Genomic DNA, 21900 nt, shown 5'->3' with positions numbered 1-21900 from the left:
CTCGGCCGCAGTGTCGGATCCGCGTCCCACCCTGGTGGCCGCGGCGGCCATCCCTACCGGCAACCTGTTGTCATGACCTCCCCGCATCCGGAGACCGGTTCCGACCTGCCCGTGTTCCCCGGCGAGCCGGACAGGCCGGGGGCGAAGGACCGCGNGCGAAGGACCGCGCCGCCGCCGTGATACCGCCACGAACCCTGACGATCTTTCTCTCCTGGGTGGTCGCCGGCACCCTCGTGATCATCACCGCGGGCCGGCTGCTCCATCTGGACGACGTGCTGAGCTGGCCGTACTCGGGGATCAACGCGTTCGCCCCGGTCGAGTACCTGCCCGCCTACGTGGCGCTGGCGGCCGCCTTCGCGCTGCGGCGCAACCGGTTGCTGGTCGTCTCGCTGCTGGCCGTCATCGCCCATCTGGCCTTCACCGTGCCCGAACTGTGGCCGGGCAGGCCCGAGGCCGTCCCCGCCGGCGCGGCAAAGGTACGGATCATGACGTCCAACCTGCTGTACACCAACGGCGACGCCGGGCGGCTCGGCGCCCAGATCACCCGTGCCCGGCCCGACATCGTCGTGCTGGAGGAGGCCACCCCGCTCACCCTGGACGCGGTGACAAAGTCCGGCGTGCTGGACGGCTACGCCTACCGGGAGGCGCATCCGCGGCCGGATCCGTTCGGGGTGGCGGTGTTCTCCCGGTTCCCGCTCGTCCAGGCGGAGCTGCCGATGGTCGCCGACCTGCCGTCGCTGCGGATGACGGTCCGGGTGGACGCCACCCGCCAGTTCCGGCTCTTCGCCGTCCACACGGTGTCACCGACGAGCCGCGACTACGCCGCCCGGTGGCGACGGCAGCTGGACGCCCTGCGGGCGGAGGCCGCCCTCTCCCCTGTCCCGGTGGTGTTCGCCGGTGACTTCAACGCCACCCGCGACCACCGGCCGTTCGCGCGCCTGCTCGACGAGCGGCTGCGGGACGCCCACGACGTGGCCGGCGCCGGCTGGACCCCGACCTGGAACGCCAACCACCTGGCTCTGCCACCGCTGCTACGGATCGACCACGTGCTGGCGTCACCGCAGTTCGCCGTCACCGGCTATCAGGTGGGCGACAAGATCGGCAGCGACCACAAACCACTCGTGGTCGACCTCGCCCTGCGCTGAGCCCTCGCCGTGCAGCCGTGCCTGCGCCGTGCGCCGTGCGCCGTGCGCCGAAGCGGCCGGCCGGGCCGGGTCAGCCGGCGGCCGTCCAGACGGCGAGACCGGTGCCGCAGGACGCGCAGAAGTTCTCGGTCGGACGCGGCGGTGTCTCGCAGGTCAGGCAGTGCCGGCTGCCGGCCCGCACGGCATAGATGCCCTCCAGGATCTTGCGGGGCTCGTCCTCGTGCAGCCACTCGTCGAAGTAGCGGGCGCGCTCGACCGCGAGCGGATGGGATCCGGTGGTGCGGATCCGCAGTCGGTGGAGCCGGGCGAGCGCGCTCTCCTCGACCATGTCCTCGAGCAGCCGGGCCTGCTCGAGGAAGGCCTCCGGGTTCATCTGGTCCAGCCAGCGGGTCGCGCCGCCGGCGAGCTTCATCATCATCCGGACGCACGGGCCGGGATCCTGGACGGCGAGCATCGCCGCCCGGTCGGCGGTCAGCTCCGCCTTGCGGGACCAGGCCGCCAGGCCCGCTCCCAGCCCGAAGGAGACGACGTTGCCCATGGCGGCGCCCGCCCTGCGGGCCACCCCCGCGCCCATGGCACCGCCTACGATGCGGGCCATCGTCCCGTAGAGGACGTGGCCGCACTTGACGTGGCCGAGCTCGTGCGCGATCACGGCCAGCAGCTCGTCGGTGTCCATGATGTCGAGCAGGTCGGTGAACAGCACCACGTAGGGCCGGGTGTGCCCGGCGGTGTAGGCGTCGACCGGGCCGCGCCGGACGTAGAGCTCGGGCTCCGGAACGTCCAAGATCGCGCACGCCTCGCGCAGGATCGCGTAGATCTCCGGGAGCTGGTTCGGCCCCACTTTCACGCTGGACGCCGTGTGCTCCACGTAGTGGCCGCGTTCCACGCCCCATTCGATGTATTTCGCCACGGCCCGGTCGAACCCGGGAATCCGCTGCAGCGTACGGGTGGCCCGCCGGTCGAGAGGATGCCGAAAGGCATCGGGGTCGAGCCCCGGCAACCGGACCCGCCCGCCTTTTTCTGGCCGGTCGGCGACCTGTCGGCTCGTTTCAGTGAAATCCACCGGTAGCTTTCGGATGTTTACGATGTCGTCGGCTTCGGCCATCCTCAACCTCTCGGGACACCCGCCCGGGCCGCTGTTGTCGGCCACCTTGTCGATCGACAATTGTTGATCGCTGTACCTGCCGATCGCCGTACTTGTTGATCGTCGTACTGGTCGATCACCATATTATCGATCTAAGCGGGACGTCAGACGACATAATAGAGCCCGCCGGAAGGTCGCGAAAGCCCCACCCACGGTGGTGACGAAGTCGACTTTCCGACATCATGTCGATCATCGTGTTGACCATTGTGCCCGTCACCGGGCCGATCACCGGTTCGACCGCCGGCGCGACAGGTCATCCCTGACGGGGGCGACCGGCCTCGGCGCGGGCCGCGATGACCCCGGCGGCGGCCGCGGCCGTCTTGCGGGCGATGTCGGCCAGAGCCGCCCGCTTCGCCTCGGCGGCCTGGTAGTCCGCTGTCCGGTTACGCACGACACGGGCGGGCACACCCACCGCGACCGACATCGGCGCGATGTCGGCGTTCACCACGGCACCCGCGGCGATCACCGATCCCGGGCCGACGCGGGTCCCGCGCAGCACGGTGACCTTGGTGCCGATCCACACGTCCGAGCCGATCCGCACCGGGGACTTCACGATGCCCTGGTCCTTGATTGGCACGTGAATATCGTCGAACACGTGATCGAAATCTATGATGTACACGTCGTCCGCGATCAGGGATTTTGCGCCGATTTCGACGTCAAGATAGCAGTTGATGGTGCTGTTCCGTCCGAGGACACATTTGTCGCCGATACGCAGGTTTCCCTCGTGGCAGCGGATCCGACTGTTGTCACCGAGGTGCACCCAGCGGCCCAGCACGATCCTCCCGTAGCCGGGGCGCCCCTCGAGGACCACGTTCTTCCCAAGAAAAACGAAACCCTCGGTCACCACCTGCGGATACCGTAGCCGAAACAGCGCGAACCGCCAGTACCGGTGCAGGTAGAAAGGCGTCCAGGCCCGATGGCGGACGATCCAGCGCACCGCGGAGAACGTGAGGAAACGCTCCTGCCGGGGATCTCCGCCCGAGCGGCGGCCGAGTATTCTCACCGGTGTGGATCCGGCGCCCGGACACCGGTGACGAGAGCGTTGTAGAAAAGACCGGAAGGCACCACCCGGGAAGCGTACCGGGCGTCGAAGGCGGCAAGGCGCTGCCAGGTCCGGTAGACGCGCATCCGGTAGCCGAAGCCGAGCTTCGACTCGGCGACGGCGCATTCGAAGGTGCGCACCGGCCAGCCGAACCAGGCCGCGGTGAGCTCCTCCGTGCGCACCTTCACCTCGGCCGCGCCGGCGCGGCGCGCCAGCGCGGCCAACTCCGCCGGGACGAAGGTGTGCAGGTCCACCACGGACTCCAGGGCGTGCGCGGCGGAACTGGCCGCGAGCTCCTCGGCCGGCCGGGCCCAGTCCCGCAGCATCGGCAGCCTGGTCACCCGGGTGGTCGCCCACCAGGTCGCCCGCGACAGCCGGCGGGCCACCACGTCGCCGTAGCGGGTCGGCTCCCCCGCGAACACGAACCGCCCACCCGGCCGCAGTACCCGCAGCACCTCCCGCAGCGCCCGCTCGACATCCGGGATGTGGTGCAGGACGGCGTGCCCCACCACCAGGTCGAAACTCGCGTCCGGGTACGGGACGAACTCGGCGTCGGCGACCCGGCCCGCGACCGTCAGGCCCAGGTTCGCGGCGTTGCGGGTCGCGGTGGCGACCATCCCGGGGCTGATGTCGCTGACGTGCGCCCCGTCGCGGGCGACCACCCCGGCCTGCACCAGGTTGAGCAGGAAGAACCCGGTGCCCGCGCCGATCTCGAGGGCGTTCGGGTAGGGCCAGCCGGTTCTCCCGGCGATGGTGACGAACCTGTCCCGGGCGTAGTCGATGCAGCGGTCGTCGAACGAGATCGACCACTTGGCGTCGTAGGAGTCGGCCTCGGCGTCGTGGTAGATGATGTTCGCCTGTTTGGGGTCGTTCCAGGCCGCCCGGATGTCGGACGCCGACGGCCCGGCCGCCCGGCCCGGCCCGGCCGTCTCGGATTCCTGGTCCGTTCCCGGCACCCGGTCCGTCCCGGCTTCCGGGTTCGCCTCGCCTGCCCGGGGCACGTCCACGGCGTCGTCCATGGCGTTCAGCGGCCGACGAAATCAGCCTTGCCGGGACCGCGCTCGACGAAGGAGTCCAGGCCGATGCGCCTGTCCTGCGTGCCGAACAGCCCGGCGAACAGCGACGTCTCCAGGCGCAGCCCCTCGGACAGCCCGCTGTCCAGCCCGTCGTCGATCGCCCGCTTGGCCGCCCGCAGCGCGACCGCCGGCCCGTCGACGAACCGGGCGACGAGGGAGCGTGCCTCGGTGTAGACGTCGTCGGGGGCGACCAGCCGGTCGGCGAGACCGATCTCCTTGGCCTCGGCGGCCCGGACCTGCCGGCCAGTGAAGATCAGATCCTTGGCCTTCGCCACCCCGATCAGCCGTGGCAGCCGCTGCGTCCCGCCCGCGCCCGGGATGATGCCGAGCAGGATCTCGGGCTGTCCCGCCTTGACGTTGTCCCCGAAGACCCGGAAGTCGGCGGTCAGGGCGAGCTCCAGGCCACCGCCGAGGGCGTAGCCGGTCACCGCGGCCACCACCGGTTTCGGGATCCGGGCCACCGCCTCGAACGTGGTGGTCAGCTCGGTCACCCACGTCAGGATCTCCGCGTGGTCCAGCGGAGCCATCTCCTTGACGTCGGCCCCGGCCGCGAACACCTTCGGGCCGCCGTAGATGATGACCGCCCGCACGTCCGTCCGCCTGGTCGCCTCGTCGGCCGCCGCGCGCAGCCCGGCGGTGACCTCGCTGTTGATGACGTTCATCGGGGGCCGATCCAGCCTGATCGTGCCAACACCGCCGTCGACGTCGAACCCCACGACCGCCACCGACCGACCTCCTCGATCATTCCCGGCTTCCGGCGGCGTACGGCCCATCCGTCGCCCCACCGTTGGCCAACTGTCATCCGCTGGTACCCGTGCCGGGCCCGTGACGTCCAGACGGCACCCCTGATTCAGGCAGCCTAAGCCCTGACGACTCGATCTTCACGGATACGCGACGATTACGTTTCCGACACCTTTTGGCGGCTATGGCGCGTTCGGCAGCCGTGACGACCCGATCCTGATGATCGGATCCCACCGAATCGCGGCACCGCCGGCCACCCACGGCCCCTCCCACCGGCGGGAGTAACCGGACAGCAGTGACCGGAATCGGGCGCCGGTAACATGCCGCGGCTACCGTCACGGAGGTGACGCCACGATTCCGCGTTCGTGACAGCACCGATCAGCCCAACACCGATCGGCCCAAGGCCGGTCAGGCCGCTGCCGCCCGGCGCGGGCTCGTGCTGCCCGGGTCGCCCGAGCCGCTGGGGGTCCACTGGGACGGCCGGGGTGCCAACGTCGCGGTGGCGGCCCCGAGCGCGGACGCGGTCGAGATCTGCCTGTTCGACACCCGGGGCCGGGAGAAGCGCCACCGGCTGCCCGAACGGGGCGGCGGGGTCTGGTACGGCTACCTGCCCGGGGTCGGGCCGGGCCAGCGTTACGGGCTGCGGGCACACGGGCCCTACGCCCCCGAACGCGGTCTGCGTCACAACCCGGCCAAGCTGCTCGTCGACCCCTACGCGCGGATGCTGACCGGTTCCCTCGTCCCACATCCCGCGATCCACGGTTTCGAGGAGGCCGACCCGTACGCGGCCGGCCCCGACGGGCACGACTCCGCGCCCTTCGTCCCGGTGTGCGTGGTGGTCGACGGCCGCCGCCGCCCGACCGGGAAGCGCCCGGCCATCCCCTGGCCCGAGACGGTCATCTACGAACTGCACGTGAAGGGGTTCACCCGGACGCATCCGGACGTCCCGCCGGCGCAGCGCGGCACCTACGCAGGCCTGGCCCACCCGGCGGTCATCGACCACCTGCGCACGCTCGGCGTCACCGCGGTGGAACTGCTCCCGGTCCACGCGCACGTCCCGGAGCCGGCCCTGTCCCAGCGCGGCCTGACCAACTACTGGGGCTACAACACCGTGGGCTTCTTCGCCCCGCACCCGGGCTACGCGGCCACGAACAACCCGGTGGCCGAGTTCCAGTCGATGGTGGGCGCGTTACACGCGGCCGGGATAGAGGTCATTCTCGACGTGGTGTTCAACCACACCGCCGAGGGCGACGAGCACGGCCCCACCCTGTCGCTGCGCGGCCTGGACAACACGACCTACTACCGGGTGGACCCGGGCGACCCACGTCGCTACCGGGACGTCACCGGCTGCGGCAACACGGTGAACACCGCGTCCCCGCACGTGGTGAAGCTGATCACGGACTCGCTGCGCTACTGGGTCACCGAGATGGGCGTGGACGGGTTCCGCTTCGACCTGGCGACGGCGCTCGCGCGCAGCCCCGACGGCTTCGACCCGGCGGCGCCGCTGCTGACCGCCATCCACGCCGACCCGCTGCTGTCCACCGTCAAGCTCATCGCCGAGCCCTGGGACGTCGGCTGGGGCGGCTACCAGGTGGGCGCGTTCCCGGCGCCGTGGGCGGAGTGGAACGGCCGCTACCGGGACACCGTGCGCGCGGCATGGACGCGCGGTGCCTCCACCGTGGCCGACCTGGGCTACCGGATCACCGGATCAAGTGATCTGTACCACCATTCGGGCCGCCAGCCGTGGGCGTCGGTGAACTTCGTCACCGCGCACGACGGCTTCACCCTCGCCGACCTCGTCTCCTACGACCACAAGCACAACGAGGCCAACGGCGAGGACAACCGCGACGGCGACGACCACGGCAACTCGGCGAACTTCGGGGTGGAGGGGCCCAGCGACGATCCGGCCGTGCTGGCCTGCCGGCGGCTGGTCCGCCGCTCGCTGCTGGCGACCCTGCTGCTGTCGGCGGGGGTGCCGATGCTGCTCGCCGGGGACGAGCTCGGCCGTTCCCAGGGCGGCAACAACAACGCCTACTGCCAGGACAACGCCACCTCGTGGCTGCGCTGGCCCACCCGCACCGCCCCGGCGCCCGACGGCCGCCTCCTCGACGGTCACGCCCCCGGGCGCGCCCTGCCCGCCGGCACCTCCGGCGAGGACGGCCCGGCACCCGCGGACGGCCTGCCCGCGCCCGACCCGGCCGGGCCCGACCTGATGCTGCTGCCGCTGGTCAGCGGCCTGATCGCGCTACGGCGCCGCTCCCCGACGCTGTGCCGACGGACGTTCTTCCAGGGCGGCTCCTCCACCGCCGGGACAGCCGCGGACATCACCTGGTTCCGCCCGGACGGCGCGGTCATGTCGGACGCGGACTGGAACTCCCCGAACGTCCGCACGGTCGTCGCCCACCTGTGCGGGACGGCCCTCGGCTGGCGCGCGCCGGACGGCATCGCGGCCACCGGCGACAGCTTCCTGCTCGTCCTGCACCCGGACAGCGACCCGGTGACCGTCGTCCTGCCAGGCCAGCCGTGGGCGTCGGCCTACGCGCTGCTGCTCGACACCAGCGCGGACGACCTCGCAGGCTTCCCCGCCACGCTCGACACCCCGTCACGGCCCCTCGACGCCGGCGAACACCTACCCGTCGCCGGCCGCGCCGTCCTCCTCCTGCGCGCCACCGAATGAGCAGAACCAGTCACTCCCATTTGGCGGCCGAAACCCTGAAGGTATCCGGCCCGATGGTGATGACGACCTCGGCCATCCGGGCCAGGTGGTAAACGATCGCGTCGATATGGGTACTGATGACGTCGACCGCGTCCGGTTCCGGACACCGCAGTCCAGATTTGCTGACCAAAGGTTCGCCTCTGTCGCCATTGTGCGAACCTCCGGTCATGGCTGACGATGGCGGCGCCCTGGTTGTGGCCGTACACGGCGAGGTCCTCGTCATGGACCAGATGAAGACCCACCTCGAAAGCGCTCCGACACTCGTGCCCATACCCGATCAGGACGCCGCGAACAGCCGCGTCCACATCGTGATCGAGAATGAACCGCAAGAAGAATCCACCCGGCCTGACGACGGGCGGCCTCGATGTCGTCCGGAGTCAGTTGCGGATAAGCCTGAATGATCCGCTTCGTGCCATATCCCCGGTCGAGATAGGCCATGACCGCGGCAACGGGTATCCGCGTTCCGGCAAAAACGGGCTGTGCGCCCCGTACCCGTTGACGGCGCTGAATCTGACCGGCGTCCCGCGTCCGGTCGTTTTCACCGACCTGCCGCAGGAGATTCATGCGAATCGCCTCGAGCTGGAGAACCTGACTGTAGACGAGCTGCCCGGGCTGCCGATCCCCCTCCCAGCTCCCGTCGGGGTGCTGGAAACAGATTTCGTTTCCTCGGACGGAGAAACGCAACTCGCTGAGCGGTGCCCGATAGTGCGCCTGCAGGTATTGAACGACCCGTCGGACGTGCTGGAGACTGACGCCGCCCTGCCGTAGTTCGGCGACCACGCGCAACTGGACAAGCCCGTTGATGTCGTAGCCGCGCCGATTCCTGGCCCTGATTAACCGGACCGGCATTAACCACGCGAACCGTCCGACCATACCGAGACGCCGGGCCGGATTTCCTGCTCTTCACAGTCGGCCAGAAATCGCAGTCCTCTGATTGTAGAGAGCTATTGCCGACGGCGACGACCAGGATGATCGGCTCTTTGTCCTGGATGTCGTACATAATGCGGTGGACACCGGTGCGTACCCGCCGTTCGTCGGCGCCACCGACCAACTGCCGGGCGAGCGGCGGGTGAGGACTGTCGGCGAGCAGGTCGATCACGGCCTGTACACGGCGCCGCGCGACGGGGTCGGGTGCGCCTAACCGCGGAACGCGGCCGGAGCAATGGTGGCCGGGTATCTCATTCCAGGCCGAGATCGGCCTTCACCTCGTCCCAGGGAACGGGTGTCCGGCCGGTGAGCGTCATCTCCTCGTGGGCTCGTTCGGCTTCGCGGATGTCGGTCATGTCCTCGGCCAGGGCGAGGATGCGGTCCAGATCGTCGGCGTCGACTACGGCGGGACAGATAGATCGGCTGGTGGTCGACACGGACCTGGTCGATGATCGAGGCCAGGCACTCCCGAGCCTCGGACACGCTCAGTTCGGACGACATGGTCATGGATCGAACGTACGGTGGGCCATCGTTCCGTACAAGCAAGGCGCCAGACGTACGGCTTGTGAACCCGATGAGATCGGCGGGGCTGGCATCCCGGCTGACGCGGTCGCGCGGTGCCATACCGCGACGATGATCGAGATCAGGCGAATGCGCCCGCCATCGGCCCGACACCAGGTCGCCCGACACCAACAAACATGATAATTGATCTTGAAATTAGCATGTTTGTTGGATTGTTGGCATGTTCCGCGGGGCGCTATGTGCACGTAGGGATGCTGGATGAACACATCGGGCGAAAGTGAGCGGGCCGGCATCGGCATGCCGGCCCGCTCACTGGCTCCGCTGGCTGGAGCCTGCGAAACCGACGGAGATCGTTCAGTCAGGGTTCGCCACCAGGCCGAGTTCGGCCGGTGAGGCGAGCAGGGGGTGGCGCGGCAGCACCCGGACGGTGTAGCCGAAGGATCCTGTCCGCCGCAGCGGGATGGTGCCCTCGAAGCGCAGGCCACCGCCCTCGCCGGCACCGACATGGGCCAGCGGCAGGGTGGCCGGGCCCAGCAGCCGGTCGGACTCGTCGATGCGCCCATAGGACGCCTCGACTTCCACATCGGTCAGCTCCAGGCCGCCGAGCTCGACCGTGGCGCGGACCACCAGCGACTGGCCGACCTGCGGGGTGTCGCCGAGACCGGCCGAGTCGACGTTGACCACCCGCACCCCGGGCCAGGCCGCCCGGACCCGCTCCTTCCACGCTGCCAGGTCGCGGGCCCCGTGCGCGCTGTCCACCGAGGCCACTCGGGCCGAGGCGGCGGCGGGGATGTAGTACCGCTCGACGTACTCGCGCACCATCCGGGTGGCAAGCACCTGCGGCCCGAGGGTCGACAGGGTGTGCTTGACCATCGACGTCCAGTGCCGTGGGGGCGCGCCCGCGCCGGCGACGTCGTAGAAGCGCGTGGTGACCGCGTTCTCCAGCAGGTCGTACAGGGCGGCCGACTCGATGGCGTCCCGGCGCTCGGGGTCCTCCACGCCGTCCGCGGTGGGGATCGCCCAGCCGTTGCGGCCGTCGAACATCTCGTCCCACCAGCCGTCCCGGATGGACAGGTTGAGACAGCCGTTGAGCGCGGCCTTCATCCCCGACGTGCCGCACGCCTCCAGCGGGCGCAGCGGGTTGTTCAGCCACACGTCCGACCCGGAGTAGAGGAAGCGTGCCATGCCGATGTCGTAGTCCGGCAGGAACACGATGCGGTGGCGGACCTCCGGGCTGTCGGAGAACTGCACGATCTGCTGGACGAGCTGCTTGCCGCCGTCGTCGGCCGGGTGCGCCTTGCCGGCGATGACCAGCTGGATCGGGCGCTGGGGGTGCAGCAGCAGCCGGGTCAGCCGCTCGGGGTCGTGCAGCATCAGGGTCAGCCGCTTGTAGGAGGGCACCCGGCGGGCGAACCCGATCGTGAGGACGCCCGGGTCGAACACGCCGTCGACCCAGTCCAGTTCGCCGGGGGCGGCGCCGCGCTGCAGCCAGGACTCCCGCAGCCGGCGGCGGACCTCGGCCACCAGGCGTTCCCGCAGCTCACGGCGGGTTGCCCAGACCGCCTCGTCGGAGATCTGGGAGATCTTGGTGAAGCCCTCGCCCCCGTCGTCGAGGGGGGACGGGCCAAGCTCCCGGTCGGCCAGTTCGATCACGTTCCGGGACACCCAGGTGGCCGCGTGCACACCGTTGGTGACCGAGCCGATCGCGACCTCGTCGGGGTCGAAGCCCGGCCACAGGCCGGCGAACATCTCCCGGCTGACGATCCCGTGCAGCCGGGAGACCCCGTTGGAGCGCTGGGCCAGCCGCAGGCCCATGTGCGCCATGTTGAACACGTTCGGGTCGGACTCGGCGCCGAGCTCGAGCACCCGCTCGACGGGCACGCCGGGCCAGACGTTGTCCGCGCCGAAGTGGCGGGCCACCAGGTCGCGGGGGAACCGGTCGATCCCGGCCGGTACCGGGGTGTGGGTGGTGAACAGCGTCCCGGCCCGGGTCGCCTCCAACGCCTCGTCGAAGCTCAGGCCGGTCGCGGTCAGCTCCCGGATGCGCTCCAGGCCGAGGAAGCCGGCATGGCCCTCGTTGGTGTGGAACACCTCCGGCTCCGGGGCACCGGACACCGCCGAGTAGGCCCGCAGCGCCCGCACCCCGCCGATGCCCAGCAGCATCTCCTGGAGCAGGCGGTGGTCGGTGCCGCCGCCGTAGAGCCGGTCGGTCACGCCCCGCTCGGCCGGCTGGTTGTCCTCGACGTCGGAGTCGAGCAGCAGCAGCGGCACCCGACCGACCTGCGCCTTCCAGATCTGGGCGTGCAGGGTGCGCCCGTCCGGCAGCCCGAGCGTGATCTTCACGGGGTCGCCGGCAGCGTCGGTGAGCTGGGTCAGCGGCAGGCCGTGCGGGTCGATGCCGGGATAGCGTTCCTGCTGCCAGCCGTCCCGGGACAGCGACTGGACGAAGTAGCCGGCCCGGTAGAGCAGGCCCACCCCCACGATCGGCACGCCCAGGTCGCTGGCGGTCTTGAGATGGTCGCCGGCGAGGATGCCGAGCCCGCCGGAGTACTGCGGCAGCACCTCGGTGATGCCGAACTCCGGCGAGAAGTAGGCGATCGCGCGCGGGCCGTCGGGCAGCGACTGGTACCAGCGCGGCGCGGTCAGGTACTCGTGCAGGTCGTCAGCGGCATCGCCAAGGCGGCGGACGAAGCGGCGGTCGGCTGCGAGGCTTTCGAGGCGCTCATGGTCGACCTCGCCGAGAAGGCGCACCGGGTCCCCCTTGCAGGTGCGCCACAGCTCGGGATCGACCGACTCGAAGAGATCCAGCGTCTCCGGGTGCCACGACCAGCGAAGGTTGAGGACGAGCTCCCCGAGCGGGTGAAGCTGCTCGGGGAGCTGCGCGCGGACGGTGAAGCGTCGAAGGGCTCTCACGAAATGGTCAGCCTAGACAGCCCGAACGGACTTCTCCCACCGGGGGGCTTCCGGCCGGAAGCAGCGGATCCGGCCGGAGGCGGGATCGGCGATCGCCGGGCCGTCACTCGTCCGCGTCGGCCTGGGCAACCTTGCCTGCCAGGGCGGCCACCACGTCCGGATCCCGCAGCGTCGTGACGTCACCGAGCTCGCGCCCCTCGGCGATGTCCCGCAGCAGCCTCCTCATGATCTTCCCGGACCGGGTCTTGGGCAGGTCGTCCGCCCAGATCACCCGCTTGGGGCGAGCGAGCTTGCCGATCCGGGTGGCGACGTGCTCGCGCAGTTCGGCGATGGTGGCGTCGTCCCCGGACTGGTTGCCGGTGAGCGTGACAAAGGCCACGATGGCCTGGCCGGTCTGCTCGTCGGACTGGGCGACGACCGCGGCCTCCGCCACCAGCTCGTGCGAGACGATCGCCGACTCGACCTCGGCGGTCGACAGCCGGTGCCCGGACACGTTGATCACGTCGTCGATCCGGCCGATGATCCAGAAGTAGCCGTCCGCGTCCAGCCTGGCGGCGTCGCCGACGACGTACACGTCCCGGCCGAAGCGGGAGAAGTACGTCTGCACGTACCGCTCGTCGTCCCGGTAGAGGGTGCGCAGCATGGACGGCCACGGCTTGGTGATCACCAGGACGCCGGTGCCCTCGGTCACCGGCTGGCCGTCCTCGGACAGCAGGGCAGGGAAGATCCCCGGCAGCGGCGTGGTGGCCGAACCCGGCTTGGTCGACGTCACACCGGGCAACGGGGAGATCAGGATGGCGCCGGTCTCGGTCTGCCACCAGGTGTCGACAATGGGGCAACGGCCGCCGCCGATCACCTTGTGGTACCACAGCCACGCCTTGGGGTTGATCGGCTCCCCCACCGTGCCGAGCAGCCGCAGCGAGGAGAGGTCGTGCCGGCCCGGGTACTGCGGGCCCCACTTGATGCAGGTCCGGATGGCGGTCGGAGCGGTGTAGAAGATCGTGACCTTGAACTCTTCGATGATCTTCCACCAGATGTCCCGGTCGGGATAGTCCGGGGCACCCTCGAACATCACACTGGTCGCGCCGTTGGACAACGGCCCGTAGACGATGTAGGAGTGGCCGGTGATCCAGCCGACGTCCGCCGAGCACCAGTAGACGTCGGAGTCCGCGTCGAGGTCGAAGACCAGCCGGTGGGTGTACGTCGCCCCGGTCAGGTACCCCCCGGTGGTGTGCAGGATGCCCTTGGGCTTGGCCGTGGAACCGGAGCTGTACAGGATGAACAGCGGGTGCTCGGCATCCAGCGGCTCCGGCGGGGCCACCGGGTCGGCCCGCTCGAGCAGCTCGTGGTACCAGACGTCCCGGCCCTCGCGGATCGGCGCCGCGATCCCGGTGGAGCGGACCACCACGATGTGCTCCAGGGCCTTCAGATCGCCCAGCTCGGCGTCCACGGCCTCCTTGACAGGGGCGGTGCGGCCCTTGCGGCGGGCGCCGTCCACCGTGATCAGAACCTTGGCGTCGGAGACCTCCATCCGCTCACGCACGGCGGACGGGGCGAAGCCACCGAAGACGACGTTGTGCACCGCGCCGATGCGGGCGCAGGCCAGCATGGCCACCGCGACCTCGGGGATCATCGGGAGGAAGATCCCCACGACGTCGCCCTTGCCGACCCCCAGCTCCTTGAGCCCGTTGGCCAGCCGCTGGGTGTCGGCCAGCAGGTCGGAGTAGGTCACCCGGCGGCGTTCGCCCTCCTCACCGACCCAGTGGATGGCCACCTTGTCCCCGCGGCCGGCGGCCACGTGCCGGTCCAGGCAGTTCGCCGAGACGTTGAGCCGGCCGTCGGTGAACCAGCGGTAAAAGGGCGGGTTGCTGTCGTCCAGCACGGTTGTGAACGGCGTGTCCCAGTCCAGCAGGGTGCGGGCCTGCTCCGCCCAGAAAGCCGGCGGGTCGGCGGCGGCCGCGGCGGCATCGGCGGGCCGATACCAGCGGGAGACGAAGTCGGGCGGCGGGTCGAAACGCTCCACCGCCAGCAGTTGGTCGAGTTCGCGCTCCAGGCTGACATCGTCGGTACCGACGATGTCGGTACCGACAGCGTCCAGACCGGTACCGTCCGCCGTGCTGGTCACATGCCCTCCTGATGATCCGGGGACGGGGCCTCCGTCAGCGCGGAAAAGAACACGATCACGCTACCCCTGGCCCTCCGGAAGCGATGTCGTCTCGTCCGCATTGGGTGTACCACGAAGTGCCGGCCGCATACAGCGGTCAGTACTCCGGCGCTTTCCGACGGTTGCGCCGCCCGCTACCCGGCGTGAACCGGCAGCGCGCCGGCCGGCAGCTCGTCCCTGCCGGCGCGCAGCAGGAAGAGGATCACGAGGAAAGCGGCGAAAAGTATTACCGCGCTCCACACGAACGCGGTCGTGTAACCGGAGATCAGAGCCTCGGCCTGGGTGTCCGGGCCGGGAACGTGGTTGACGGCGTAACTCGACACGGCGGTGGCGAAAATCGTGTTGAGCAGCGCCGTGCCCAGCGACCCGCCCACCTGCTGGGTGGTGTTGATCAGAGCGCTGGCGACCCCGGCGTCGTGGGCGTCGACACCGGCGAGCGCGGTACTCGTCAGCGGGACGAACACCAGCCCTATCCCGAGGCTCATCAGCACCTCGGAGGGCAGGACATGGCTGACGTAACCGGTGTCGAGCCCGATCCCCGTCAGCAGGAGCATCCCACCCGTGGCCATCAGGCTCCCGGTCACCATCAGGATCTTCGGACCGGTCCGGGGCAGGAGCTGGCCCGTGATCCCGGCCGAGACGATGATGCCGACGCTGAAGGGCAGGAAGGCGAAGCCCGCGCGCAGCGCGCTGTACCCGAGGCTGGCCTGGAAGTAGTAGGTGAGGAACAGGAACGTGGCGAACAGGCCGGCGCCGACGAGCAGGGACGACAGGTAGGAGGCGCCACGGTTGCGCTCCAGGGGGACACGCAGCGGGAGCAGCGGCGCGCCGCTGCGGGTCTCGATGACGACGAACGCGACGAGCAGCGCCACGGCGGCGGCGAGCAGCCCTAGGGTGACGTTCGCGCTCCAGCCGTCCTCCGCCGCCCTGGTGAAGCCGTAGACCAGCAGGACGAGCCCGGCGGTGACGGTGAGTGCCCCCGGAATGTCGTAACGGGTGTTGCCCGACGCCCTGCTCTCCCGCACGACCAGTACGGCCGCCCCGGCTGCGAGCAGCGCGATCGGGACGTTGACCAGCAGGCACCAGCGCCAGGAGGTGAACTCGGTGAGCACACCGCCGACGATGAGCCCGATGGCGGCACCGCCGCCGGAGATCCCGCCGTAGACACCGAACGCGCGGGCCCGCTCCCGGCTGTCGGTGAAGGTCACCGTGAGCAGGGACAGCGATGCCGGCGCGAGCACCGCCGCAAATACTCCCTGTAACGCGCGGGCGGCGAAGAGAAGCTCGGCGTTCGGCGCGGCCCCACCGAGCGCGGAGGCCGCGGCAAAGGCCAGCAGGCCGCCGACAAAGGCGCGCCTGCGCCCGGTGAAGTCGGCGATCCGGCCGCCGAGCAACAGCAGGCCACCGAAGGCCAGGGTGTACGCGGTGATGATCCACTGTCGGTCGGCCGTGGAGATGTGCAGGTCGGCCTGGGCATGCGGTAGGGCAATGTTCACGATGGACGCGTCGAGCACGATCATCAGCTGCGCAATGGCGATGACGATGAGCGCTAACCACCGCCGGGGATCAGGCTGCGGTGGCCCCAGGTCGGTGGGCGGTGGGGCATCTTCTTCGGTCGTCGTTGTCACAACTGCTCCTTGACCGGCCAGGCCGGAACCCGGGCAGGGCAGCCGCCCCGCCGGTGTTTTCTGGCGATTTACCGACTGTTGCCGATGTCGCGTTGAACGCCGCCCCGCCCTGAATGAAACCGGCGGCCGGACGATGTCTCCTTTGTCTCCTTCACGGTTTCGCGCATGGTTTCCCACGCACCGTCCGCGGCCGACGCCGCCGCCGGGGCCCCGGTACGGTGAAAATATTTCGATCATGTTCCCGCCGTGGCGTCGGCGTGCCACGGAAGTCCGGGAACATCAGCGTTCCGCTGTCATCAGCGGTAACAGGATGTCGTCGACCAGATGATGAATGAACACGTCGTCCAGGGCTTCCCCAGTGATCAGAAGCCGGAAGAAGAACGCCGCGGGAACCAGTTCGTTGAAAACGCAGGCAGCCGTCGGCGAGCACGGCTCACCCCGGTCGACGGCCCGTTGCACGATGAGGGCGGCCAGACCGCGCCCGTCCTCGATCATCTGGGCCCGCAGCGCCGACGCCAGGGCCACGGAGTCGCGCATGGCCAGCACGACGCCGGCCATCAGGGCGGCACCGCCGTCGGCCAGGCGCCTGACCTTCTGGCGAATGATATCGATCATGTCGCCGCGCAGGCTGCCGGTGTCCGCGATGATGATGTCGTCGACCGCCTGGCGACGGATCGCCTCGACGACGAGTTCGTCCTTGCCCGCCCATCGCCGATAGATCGTCGCCTTGCTCGCCCGGGCCCGGGCCGCGACGGCGACCATGCTCATGCGCTCGTAGCCGACCTCGGTGAGCAGCTCGAGCGCGGCGTGCAGGATCGCCTGCTCACGGGCGTCGTCGCGGGGACGCCCACGCACGGCACCGCCCAGGGGCGTCGAAACCATCATGGTCGTGGCCCCCTCCCACCGTCGGCCATGTTCCAAAACAGTACCGTACTGTACCTGAATTAGAACTAGCGTGACCGACGGTGACAGAACGTCGCGGACGCCGGGACGGCCCGCGCCCGACGATCCGCGGACATACGAAAAGTACGATTATGTACGAAAATTGTGATCACGACATCTTCGGCCTGACGCGGCCGGCTCAGCGGTCGGGGCCGTGCCCCGTGGCGAGCTCAGCTTCGATGATCTCGAGCAGTTCCTGCCCACCGTGCAGGCCCGGGGCAGTGGTGACCCGCAGGTTCGGGTGTGTCCACCGGTGCTCGTCCAGTTCGCCGTGGGCGGGACGGACGGCGAGATCCGCGCCGGCGAGCATGCCCGCGTCCAGCAGCGAGTCCCCCGCGGCGGCGAGCCTTGCCGGCCCGGCCCTGCGCATCACCTCGGCGAGGGCCGCCTCCTTGGTCAGCACGGCCGGTACCAGGTAGACCTTGCGGCCCTGGGCGGACAGGCCCCATCCATCGGCCGCCAGGCTCGCCGCGAGGCCGGACAGGTCGGGGATACCGTCGCGTTCGTAGGCGACGAGGTATACGAACAGGTCGTCGGCGACCCGGCTCACCCGGACCCAGCCGTCGGCGGCGAGCCGCTGCGCGATGGCCCACACGTCGGCGAGCGGGCGGGCACCGGTGGCGATCCGCTCCCGGATCCGGGCCGCCCAGGCCTCGTCCGGACGGCCGTCGACCAGCAGGTGGCCGCCGTTGGTCGTGATCGCGTACCGGGGGCGGACACCGAGATCGACCCGTTCGTACTGGGCGCGGGTACGGGTGGTGACCGGAACAAGGGTCGCCGCCGCGTGCAGCTTGGCGATCAGCTCGGCGGCCCCGGTGGTACAGAACGCGGCGGGCTCGCCGTCGATGTGCTCCACCGTGACCAGCTCGGGTTCGACGGCACCGGGAGGGAGCCGGAAGGAACGCCTGCTGTAGATCAGCGTCTGGTCGAGATCGCAGGCGACGACCCAGCGCGGGCCCGGCAGGGCCGCAGCCGGGGACGGCGCGGACGTCCATGTGCTGATTGCCCAACTGTATGCCACGGGCGGGCCGAGATGCCGCGCAATCACACGTGTTGCCCGGATACGGAAGCCGCCCGAGCACGGAAGCCGCTCTGGTGCGGAAGCCGGACAGGGGACAGGGGACAGGGGACAGAGCGAAGTCTGTCCACAACCCGTTCGGGCGGGGGACGGTTGTCCACAGGCCAGCGCGCGCTGTTTCATCCGGCCGGCACGGCTGCGAGCCTGACAGACATGGCCCCGGACCCCGGCCAGCATTCCTGGCAGCAGTACTCCTGGCAACAGATCGCCGACAGCCAGTGCGGCGTCATCGCCGTCCGCGCTGTCGTCGCCGCCGGCACGAGCCGCTCGACGATCCACCGGCAGGTGCGGACCGGACGCTGGCAGCGCCCCATGGCGGGTGTGCTCGTGACCCGCCCGCAACCGCTCACCCGTATGCAGCTGCTGTGGTGCGCGGTCGAATCCATCGGGCCGCACGCCGTTGTCGGCGGTGCCTCCGCGGCCGCCATGGGCGGCCTGCGCGGCTTCGACGACGAACACGTCACCATCGTCGTGCCTGCCGGGCGGTATCCCGCCCCGCGGCCGGGCGTCGTCATTCACCACAGCGCCCGGCTGGATTCCGACGCCGTGCACCCGCACCTGCGTCCGCCCCGGACCAGGCCGGCCCGGTCCGTCGTGGACATGGCCGGCTGGGCGCGGCGGCCGGAAGCCGTGTACGACATCATCGCGTCCGCCGTCCGGCAACGCCTGGTCACGGTCGGCGAGCTGCGTGTCGCCACCGGGGCGCGTGGGCCGATCCCCCGGAAAAACCTGATCCTTCAGGTGCTGGGCAGTCTGGAGGCAGCACAGGTGCTGAGCGGCCCGGGCGCGGCGTCAGCCGGCCCGGATGCGGCGGGCCAGCCCACACCCGTCACCACGAGCCGTGACGACACGCCTCCCGGTGACGGCGCGCCCTGTCACGACGGCGCGCTGAACAGTGCGCGGTCGGGCTCGCCGTCGGGCGGTTTGATGATCCCGACACACGAGTACGGCAGATCGGCCCTTTCCTCGACGGGTACGCCCTTGGCCTCGCACAGGGACAGGACATGAGGCAGCTCCGCCAGCCGCTCGGGCGTGACGACGACCTTCCAGGGCACCCGGCGCAACAGCACCCTGGTGGTCTCACCGACCCCGGGCTTGACCAGGCCGATGTTGTCGATCCCGTACTCCTTCGCCAATGTCTCGACCGCCTGCCAGCCGGCCCAGGTCGGGGTACGCTCCGCCGGCCGCGAGACGCCGTCCGCGACCGCGGCCGACGCGGCGGGAAACGCCTCGACAACGGTCTCGACGTAACGGCGGGAGTAGTCCCGGTCGGCGAGATGCCGGTAGTACTTCGCCCCGTGGAAGTCGGCCGGGCCGATCAGCGACCGGTTCAGCACCGTCCGGCTCACCAGGCCGCTGACCGTGGAGTTCAGGCAGCTGTGCGGGATCAGGAAGTCGTCCCGTGTCCCGTGCAGAGGTGTGCAGTGGCCGGGGTCGGAGATGACCGCCATGGACGCGTCCAGCCCGAGGCCGCCGGCGGCGGCCTCAAGCACCTTGAGGATGGCGCCCTTGCCCGTCCAGCCGTCGACGAACTGCAGGCTGTGCCGGTCGTGCCGGGCGAGGATCCAGCGCATCGCGTTCTCGTCGAGCCCCCGGTCCTTGATGATGGAGACCGAATAGTGCGGCAGGTCGAGGCCGTGCCGCCAGCGGGCCCAACGCCGCATGAGGATGCCGGCGGGCGTGCCGGCCCGCGCCAGCGACACGATGACCGGCCGCACCCTGGCCGCGAGCACGAGTTCGGTGGCCACCCCGACCGCGGTGGCGACCCGCACCGCCGAGCGGGCAAGGGCGTCCTCGAACAGGGCAAGGTAGGCCTGCGACGGCTCGTACTCGACCGGCAGGTCCTCGGAGTAGTGGCGGCCCTTGGAGAAGTCCTCCTCACGGTCCTCGGTGGGGCGTTCCAGCGGGATGTCGCTGAGGTCCTTCAACAGAAAGGTGACATCTGCCGGGTCGTAGGAGCCCGAACCCACCGTTCCCGGGAGGACCGGCCGCACCGCGCTCCCGGGCGCACCTCCGGTGCTCGCGGCGCTCCCGGTCAACGCGCACCCCCGGTGCTGTCGGCCGGCAGGGTCAGCGGCCGGCCGGCCGGCCCCCGCGCCGGGATCGTGACCACGGTGACCGGCGCGCACCGGCGCAGCGCCCCGACCATCCCCGACACGTCGGCTGCCCCCGCCACGCTCACCCCGGCCGCCCCGACGGCGGCCCGCCCGTTCGCGGCCGAGTCGACCACCACGACGATGTCGTCGTACAGACCGGGCCGGACGTTGTACACCTGGCTGACCCGGCCCGGGTCGTCAGGCGCCGGAAAGGTCCGCGCGCAGCGGATCGCGTAGCCGTCGGCGTCGATGGGGTGGACCGGTGAACGGGTCGTCGAATGGTAGACGACCTCGCCAGGGATGATCTGGTCGAGCGCGTCACCGATACGTAGCGGCGTGTACATCAGCTCCTCGGTGCCGAGCACGAGAACGCGACCCGAGGGCCTGTTCAGCGCCGCGGCCACATCCTTGGCGACCAGCGGCGCCACCTCGGCAAGCAGCGCCCGGTCCGACCGCGACCAGCCGTGGCGGGCGCCGNCGACCAGCCGTGGCGGGCGCCGTCGGGAAGCTCCTCCGGCCAGTCGGGTGTCACAAAACGCACTGGAGCGGGCGCTGTGGGCGACTGCGTCGGGCTGCTGCCGTACCGGGCCCGTATCCGCTCGGCGCGCGCGGTCACGTCGTCCGGGACGGTCACCTCCCCGGCCAGCAGCGACACCACCCGCACGGGCACGCCGAGACGGTCCGCGAGCTCGTCGAAGGCGCGGCGGGCCGGTGCCGGCCGGGCGTCGAAAAGGGTGGCCACCGTGTACGACGGCCGGGGCGCGAACGCGTGCAACGCGCGGATCGTGCCCAGGGCGGTCCGGCCGGTGGACAGCTCGTCGTCGACGAGCACCAGCGGCCGGGGCGCCCGCACCAGCTCGGGATCGCCCGGCATCAGCCAGTGGAAGGTGGCGTGCGAATGCGCCTCGTCGAAGTCCAGCAACGTGGTGGCACCGGGAACGAGCCGGCGTGTGGTGTGCAGGTAGTCGCAGTCGTCCAGCCCGTCGGCCACGGTGTGCCCGAGCGAGGTGGCGGTCTCGCAGTAGCCGAGCACCAGCGGCGCCACCGTCACGCGGTCGCCACCGGTCGCCCGCTGGTCGGCACGGACCTGTGCGGCCAGCAGGTGACCAGCCGCGACCGACCGCGCCGGCCGTACCGGCAGATGTTTGCCGAGCACCCGGCTGACCAGCAGATGGGCCCGCCTCGGATTGCGTCGCAGCGCAAGGCCCACCATCGCGTCCAGCCCCCCGCCGACCACGTCGGTCCGCAGGCGAACATCGAGCCCCAGCTCGTCCCACAGCCATCCCGCACCGTTCGACGGCACCGCGGCAGCATCCGCCAGACTCACATGACCTCCGTCCTCACCGGCATTCCCATCAACATCCCGACCGGCATTCCCAGCAGGGTCTCCACCCGTTCCGGCCACTCGCCCGCCAGGTCCTCGTCCGCGCCTGGCCGGTCACAGGGCGCTGGTCGCCGCCAGCACGTCGACGAACGTGTGCCCCTCGCGCAGGACGCCGAAGGCCCGAGACCGCCGCAGCACCCCCTCAGCCCAGGTCCGGTGGGGCCGCAGCTCGTTCATCTTGTTCGCATAGTGGCTCGGACGCACGCCACCGGTGTCGTCCGCGAGAATCGCCATCGCGTCCGTGTACTCCTCGTGGGTGGCTACGTGCAGGGCGTGTACAGCGGGCACATGGCTGGGGTGGATCACCGTTTTGCCGAGCAGCCCGTTGGCCTTGTCGAGCACGACTTCGCGGATGAGCCGGTCGAGATCGGCGGAGACGAGC

General features: G+C 70.4%; 17 protein-coding genes and 2 pseudogenes (1 of these 19 only partly in view). 2 read left to right on the top strand and 17 right to left on the bottom strand.

All coding sequences use genetic code 11. The features are described 5' to 3' along the window. The first annotated feature begins 176 nt into the window (after positions 1-176). A complete protein-coding gene (locus tag FrCorBMG51_RS01200; protein ID WP_235433221.1) occupies positions 177-1145 on the top strand; it encodes an endonuclease/exonuclease/phosphatase family protein in 969 nt (322 codons plus the stop codon). A 70-nt stretch (positions 1146-1215) separates the two neighbouring features. Here FrCorBMG51_RS01200 and FrCorBMG51_RS01195 read toward each other — a convergent pair whose 3' ends face one another. From FrCorBMG51_RS01195 to FrCorBMG51_RS01180, 4 genes are all read right to left on the bottom strand, one after another. Then, on the bottom strand, positions 1216-2208 hold the full coding sequence (locus tag FrCorBMG51_RS01195) for a M48 family metallopeptidase (protein WP_235433220.1): 993 nt from the start codon (positions 2206-2208) through the stop codon (positions 1216-1218). 334 nt (positions 2209-2542) lie between these two features. Next, positions 2543-3292, bottom strand: a complete 750-nt coding sequence (locus FrCorBMG51_RS01190; RefSeq protein ID WP_047221317.1) for an acyltransferase — start codon at positions 3290-3292, stop codon at positions 2543-2545. Further along, positions 3289-4350, bottom strand: coding sequence for a class I SAM-dependent methyltransferase (locus FrCorBMG51_RS01185; RefSeq protein ID WP_235433219.1), 1062 nt, complete (start codon positions 4348-4350; stop codon positions 3289-3291). The genes FrCorBMG51_RS01190 and FrCorBMG51_RS01185 overlap by 4 nt, the downstream gene beginning before the upstream one ends. A gap of 5 nt (positions 4351-4355) precedes the next feature. Continuing rightward, positions 4356-5132 (bottom strand): enoyl-CoA hydratase/isomerase family protein, encoded by a 777-nt coding sequence (locus FrCorBMG51_RS01180; RefSeq protein WP_047221316.1) that lies wholly within the window; start codon positions 5130-5132, stop codon positions 4356-4358. Positions 5133-5491: 359 nt separating this feature from the next. On the opposite strand from FrCorBMG51_RS01180, the gene glgX reads away from it, so the two are divergent. Further along, positions 5492-7825, top strand: a complete 2334-nt coding sequence (gene glgX / locus FrCorBMG51_RS01175) for a glycogen debranching protein GlgX (protein WP_086055185.1) — start codon at positions 5492-5494, stop codon at positions 7823-7825. A gap of 10 nt (positions 7826-7835) precedes the next feature. On the opposite strand, the gene FrCorBMG51_RS30295 is transcribed toward glgX, so the two are convergent. The 13 genes and pseudogenes from FrCorBMG51_RS30295 to FrCorBMG51_RS01125 form a co-directional block, all read right to left on the bottom strand. Next, a complete protein-coding gene (locus FrCorBMG51_RS30295; RefSeq protein WP_157180347.1) occupies positions 7836-7994 on the bottom strand; it encodes a hypothetical protein in 159 nt (52 codons plus the stop codon). A gap of 89 nt (positions 7995-8083) precedes the next feature. Then, positions 8084-8713: a DUF433 domain-containing protein gene (locus tag FrCorBMG51_RS33385; RefSeq protein WP_420848554.1), complete on the bottom strand. Its 630-nt coding sequence runs from the start codon at positions 8711-8713 to the stop codon at positions 8084-8086. 106 nt (positions 8714-8819) lie between these two features. Beyond that, positions 8820-9041 (bottom strand): annotated as a pseudogene (locus FrCorBMG51_RS34350) (type II toxin-antitoxin system RelE family toxin); the annotation flags it as partial. Position 9042: 1 nt separating this feature from the next. Next, positions 9043-9228 (bottom strand): hypothetical protein, encoded by a 186-nt coding sequence (locus FrCorBMG51_RS01165; RefSeq protein ID WP_200902297.1) that lies wholly within the window; start codon positions 9226-9228, stop codon positions 9043-9045. 439 nt (positions 9229-9667) lie between these two features. Further along, entirely contained in the window at positions 9668-12226 is a 2559-nt protein-coding gene (gene glgP / locus FrCorBMG51_RS01160; RefSeq protein WP_047221314.1) for an alpha-glucan family phosphorylase, read from the bottom strand. 103 nt (positions 12227-12329) lie between these two features. Continuing rightward, positions 12330-14324, bottom strand: a complete 1995-nt coding sequence (acs, locus tag FrCorBMG51_RS01155; protein ID WP_047221454.1) for an acetate--CoA ligase — start codon at positions 14322-14324, stop codon at positions 12330-12332. 200 nt (positions 14325-14524) lie between these two features. After that, on the bottom strand, positions 14525-16018 hold the full coding sequence (locus FrCorBMG51_RS01150; protein ID WP_047221313.1) for an MFS transporter: 1494 nt from the start codon (positions 16016-16018) through the stop codon (positions 14525-14527). Positions 16019-16297: 279 nt separating this feature from the next. Continuing rightward, positions 16298-16903 carry a TetR/AcrR family transcriptional regulator gene (locus FrCorBMG51_RS01145; protein ID WP_047221312.1) on the bottom strand — a complete coding sequence of 202 codons (606 nt, stop codon included), beginning with the start codon at positions 16901-16903 and terminating at the stop codon, positions 16298-16300. Positions 16904-17099: 196 nt separating this feature from the next. Further along, positions 17100-17981: an HAD family hydrolase gene (locus tag FrCorBMG51_RS01140; protein WP_047221453.1), complete on the bottom strand. Its 882-nt coding sequence runs from the start codon at positions 17979-17981 to the stop codon at positions 17100-17102. 932 nt (positions 17982-18913) lie between these two features. Beyond that, a complete protein-coding gene (locus FrCorBMG51_RS01135) occupies positions 18914-20032 on the bottom strand; it encodes a cysteine protease StiP family protein (protein WP_047221452.1) in 1119 nt (372 codons plus the stop codon). A 41-nt stretch (positions 20033-20073) separates the two neighbouring features. Next, the gene (locus tag FrCorBMG51_RS32960) at positions 20074-20562 is read right to left on the bottom strand and encodes a TRSP domain-containing protein (RefSeq protein WP_338052667.1); all 489 of its coding nucleotides are present in this window, start codon (positions 20560-20562) and stop codon (positions 20074-20076) included. Next, positions 20523-21347 (bottom strand): phosphoribosyltransferase domain-containing protein, encoded by an 825-nt coding sequence (locus FrCorBMG51_RS32955; protein WP_476742083.1) that lies wholly within the window; start codon positions 21345-21347, stop codon positions 20523-20525. The genes FrCorBMG51_RS32960 and FrCorBMG51_RS32955 overlap by 40 nt, the downstream gene beginning before the upstream one ends. 225 nt (positions 21348-21572) lie before the next feature. Continuing rightward, positions 21573-21900, bottom strand: a pseudogene (locus FrCorBMG51_RS01125) (HpcH/HpaI aldolase/citrate lyase family protein) (it continues 886 nt past the right edge of the window).

The sequence above is a fragment of the Protofrankia coriariae genome (genome assembly GCF_001017755.1).
GTDB lineage: Bacteria > Actinomycetota > Actinomycetes > Frankiales > Frankiaceae > Protofrankia > Protofrankia coriariae.
The sequence above is the reverse complement of the archived record's forward strand: the minus strand, read 5'-3'. Positions and strand labels throughout refer to the sequence as shown.

Coding starts and splice junctions, on each gene's coding strand:
- FrCorBMG51_RS01145 (WP_047221312.1), bottom strand. CDS start 16,903: ATGATGGTTTCGACGCCCCTGGGCGGTGCCGTGCGTGGGCGTCCCCGC.
- FrCorBMG51_RS33385 (WP_420848554.1), bottom strand. CDS start 8,713: ATGCCGGTCCGGTTAATCAGGGCCAGGAATCGGCGCGGCTACGACATC.
- FrCorBMG51_RS01185 (WP_235433219.1), bottom strand. CDS start 4,350: ATGGACGACGCCGTGGACGTGCCCCGGGCAGGCGAGGCGAACCCGGAA.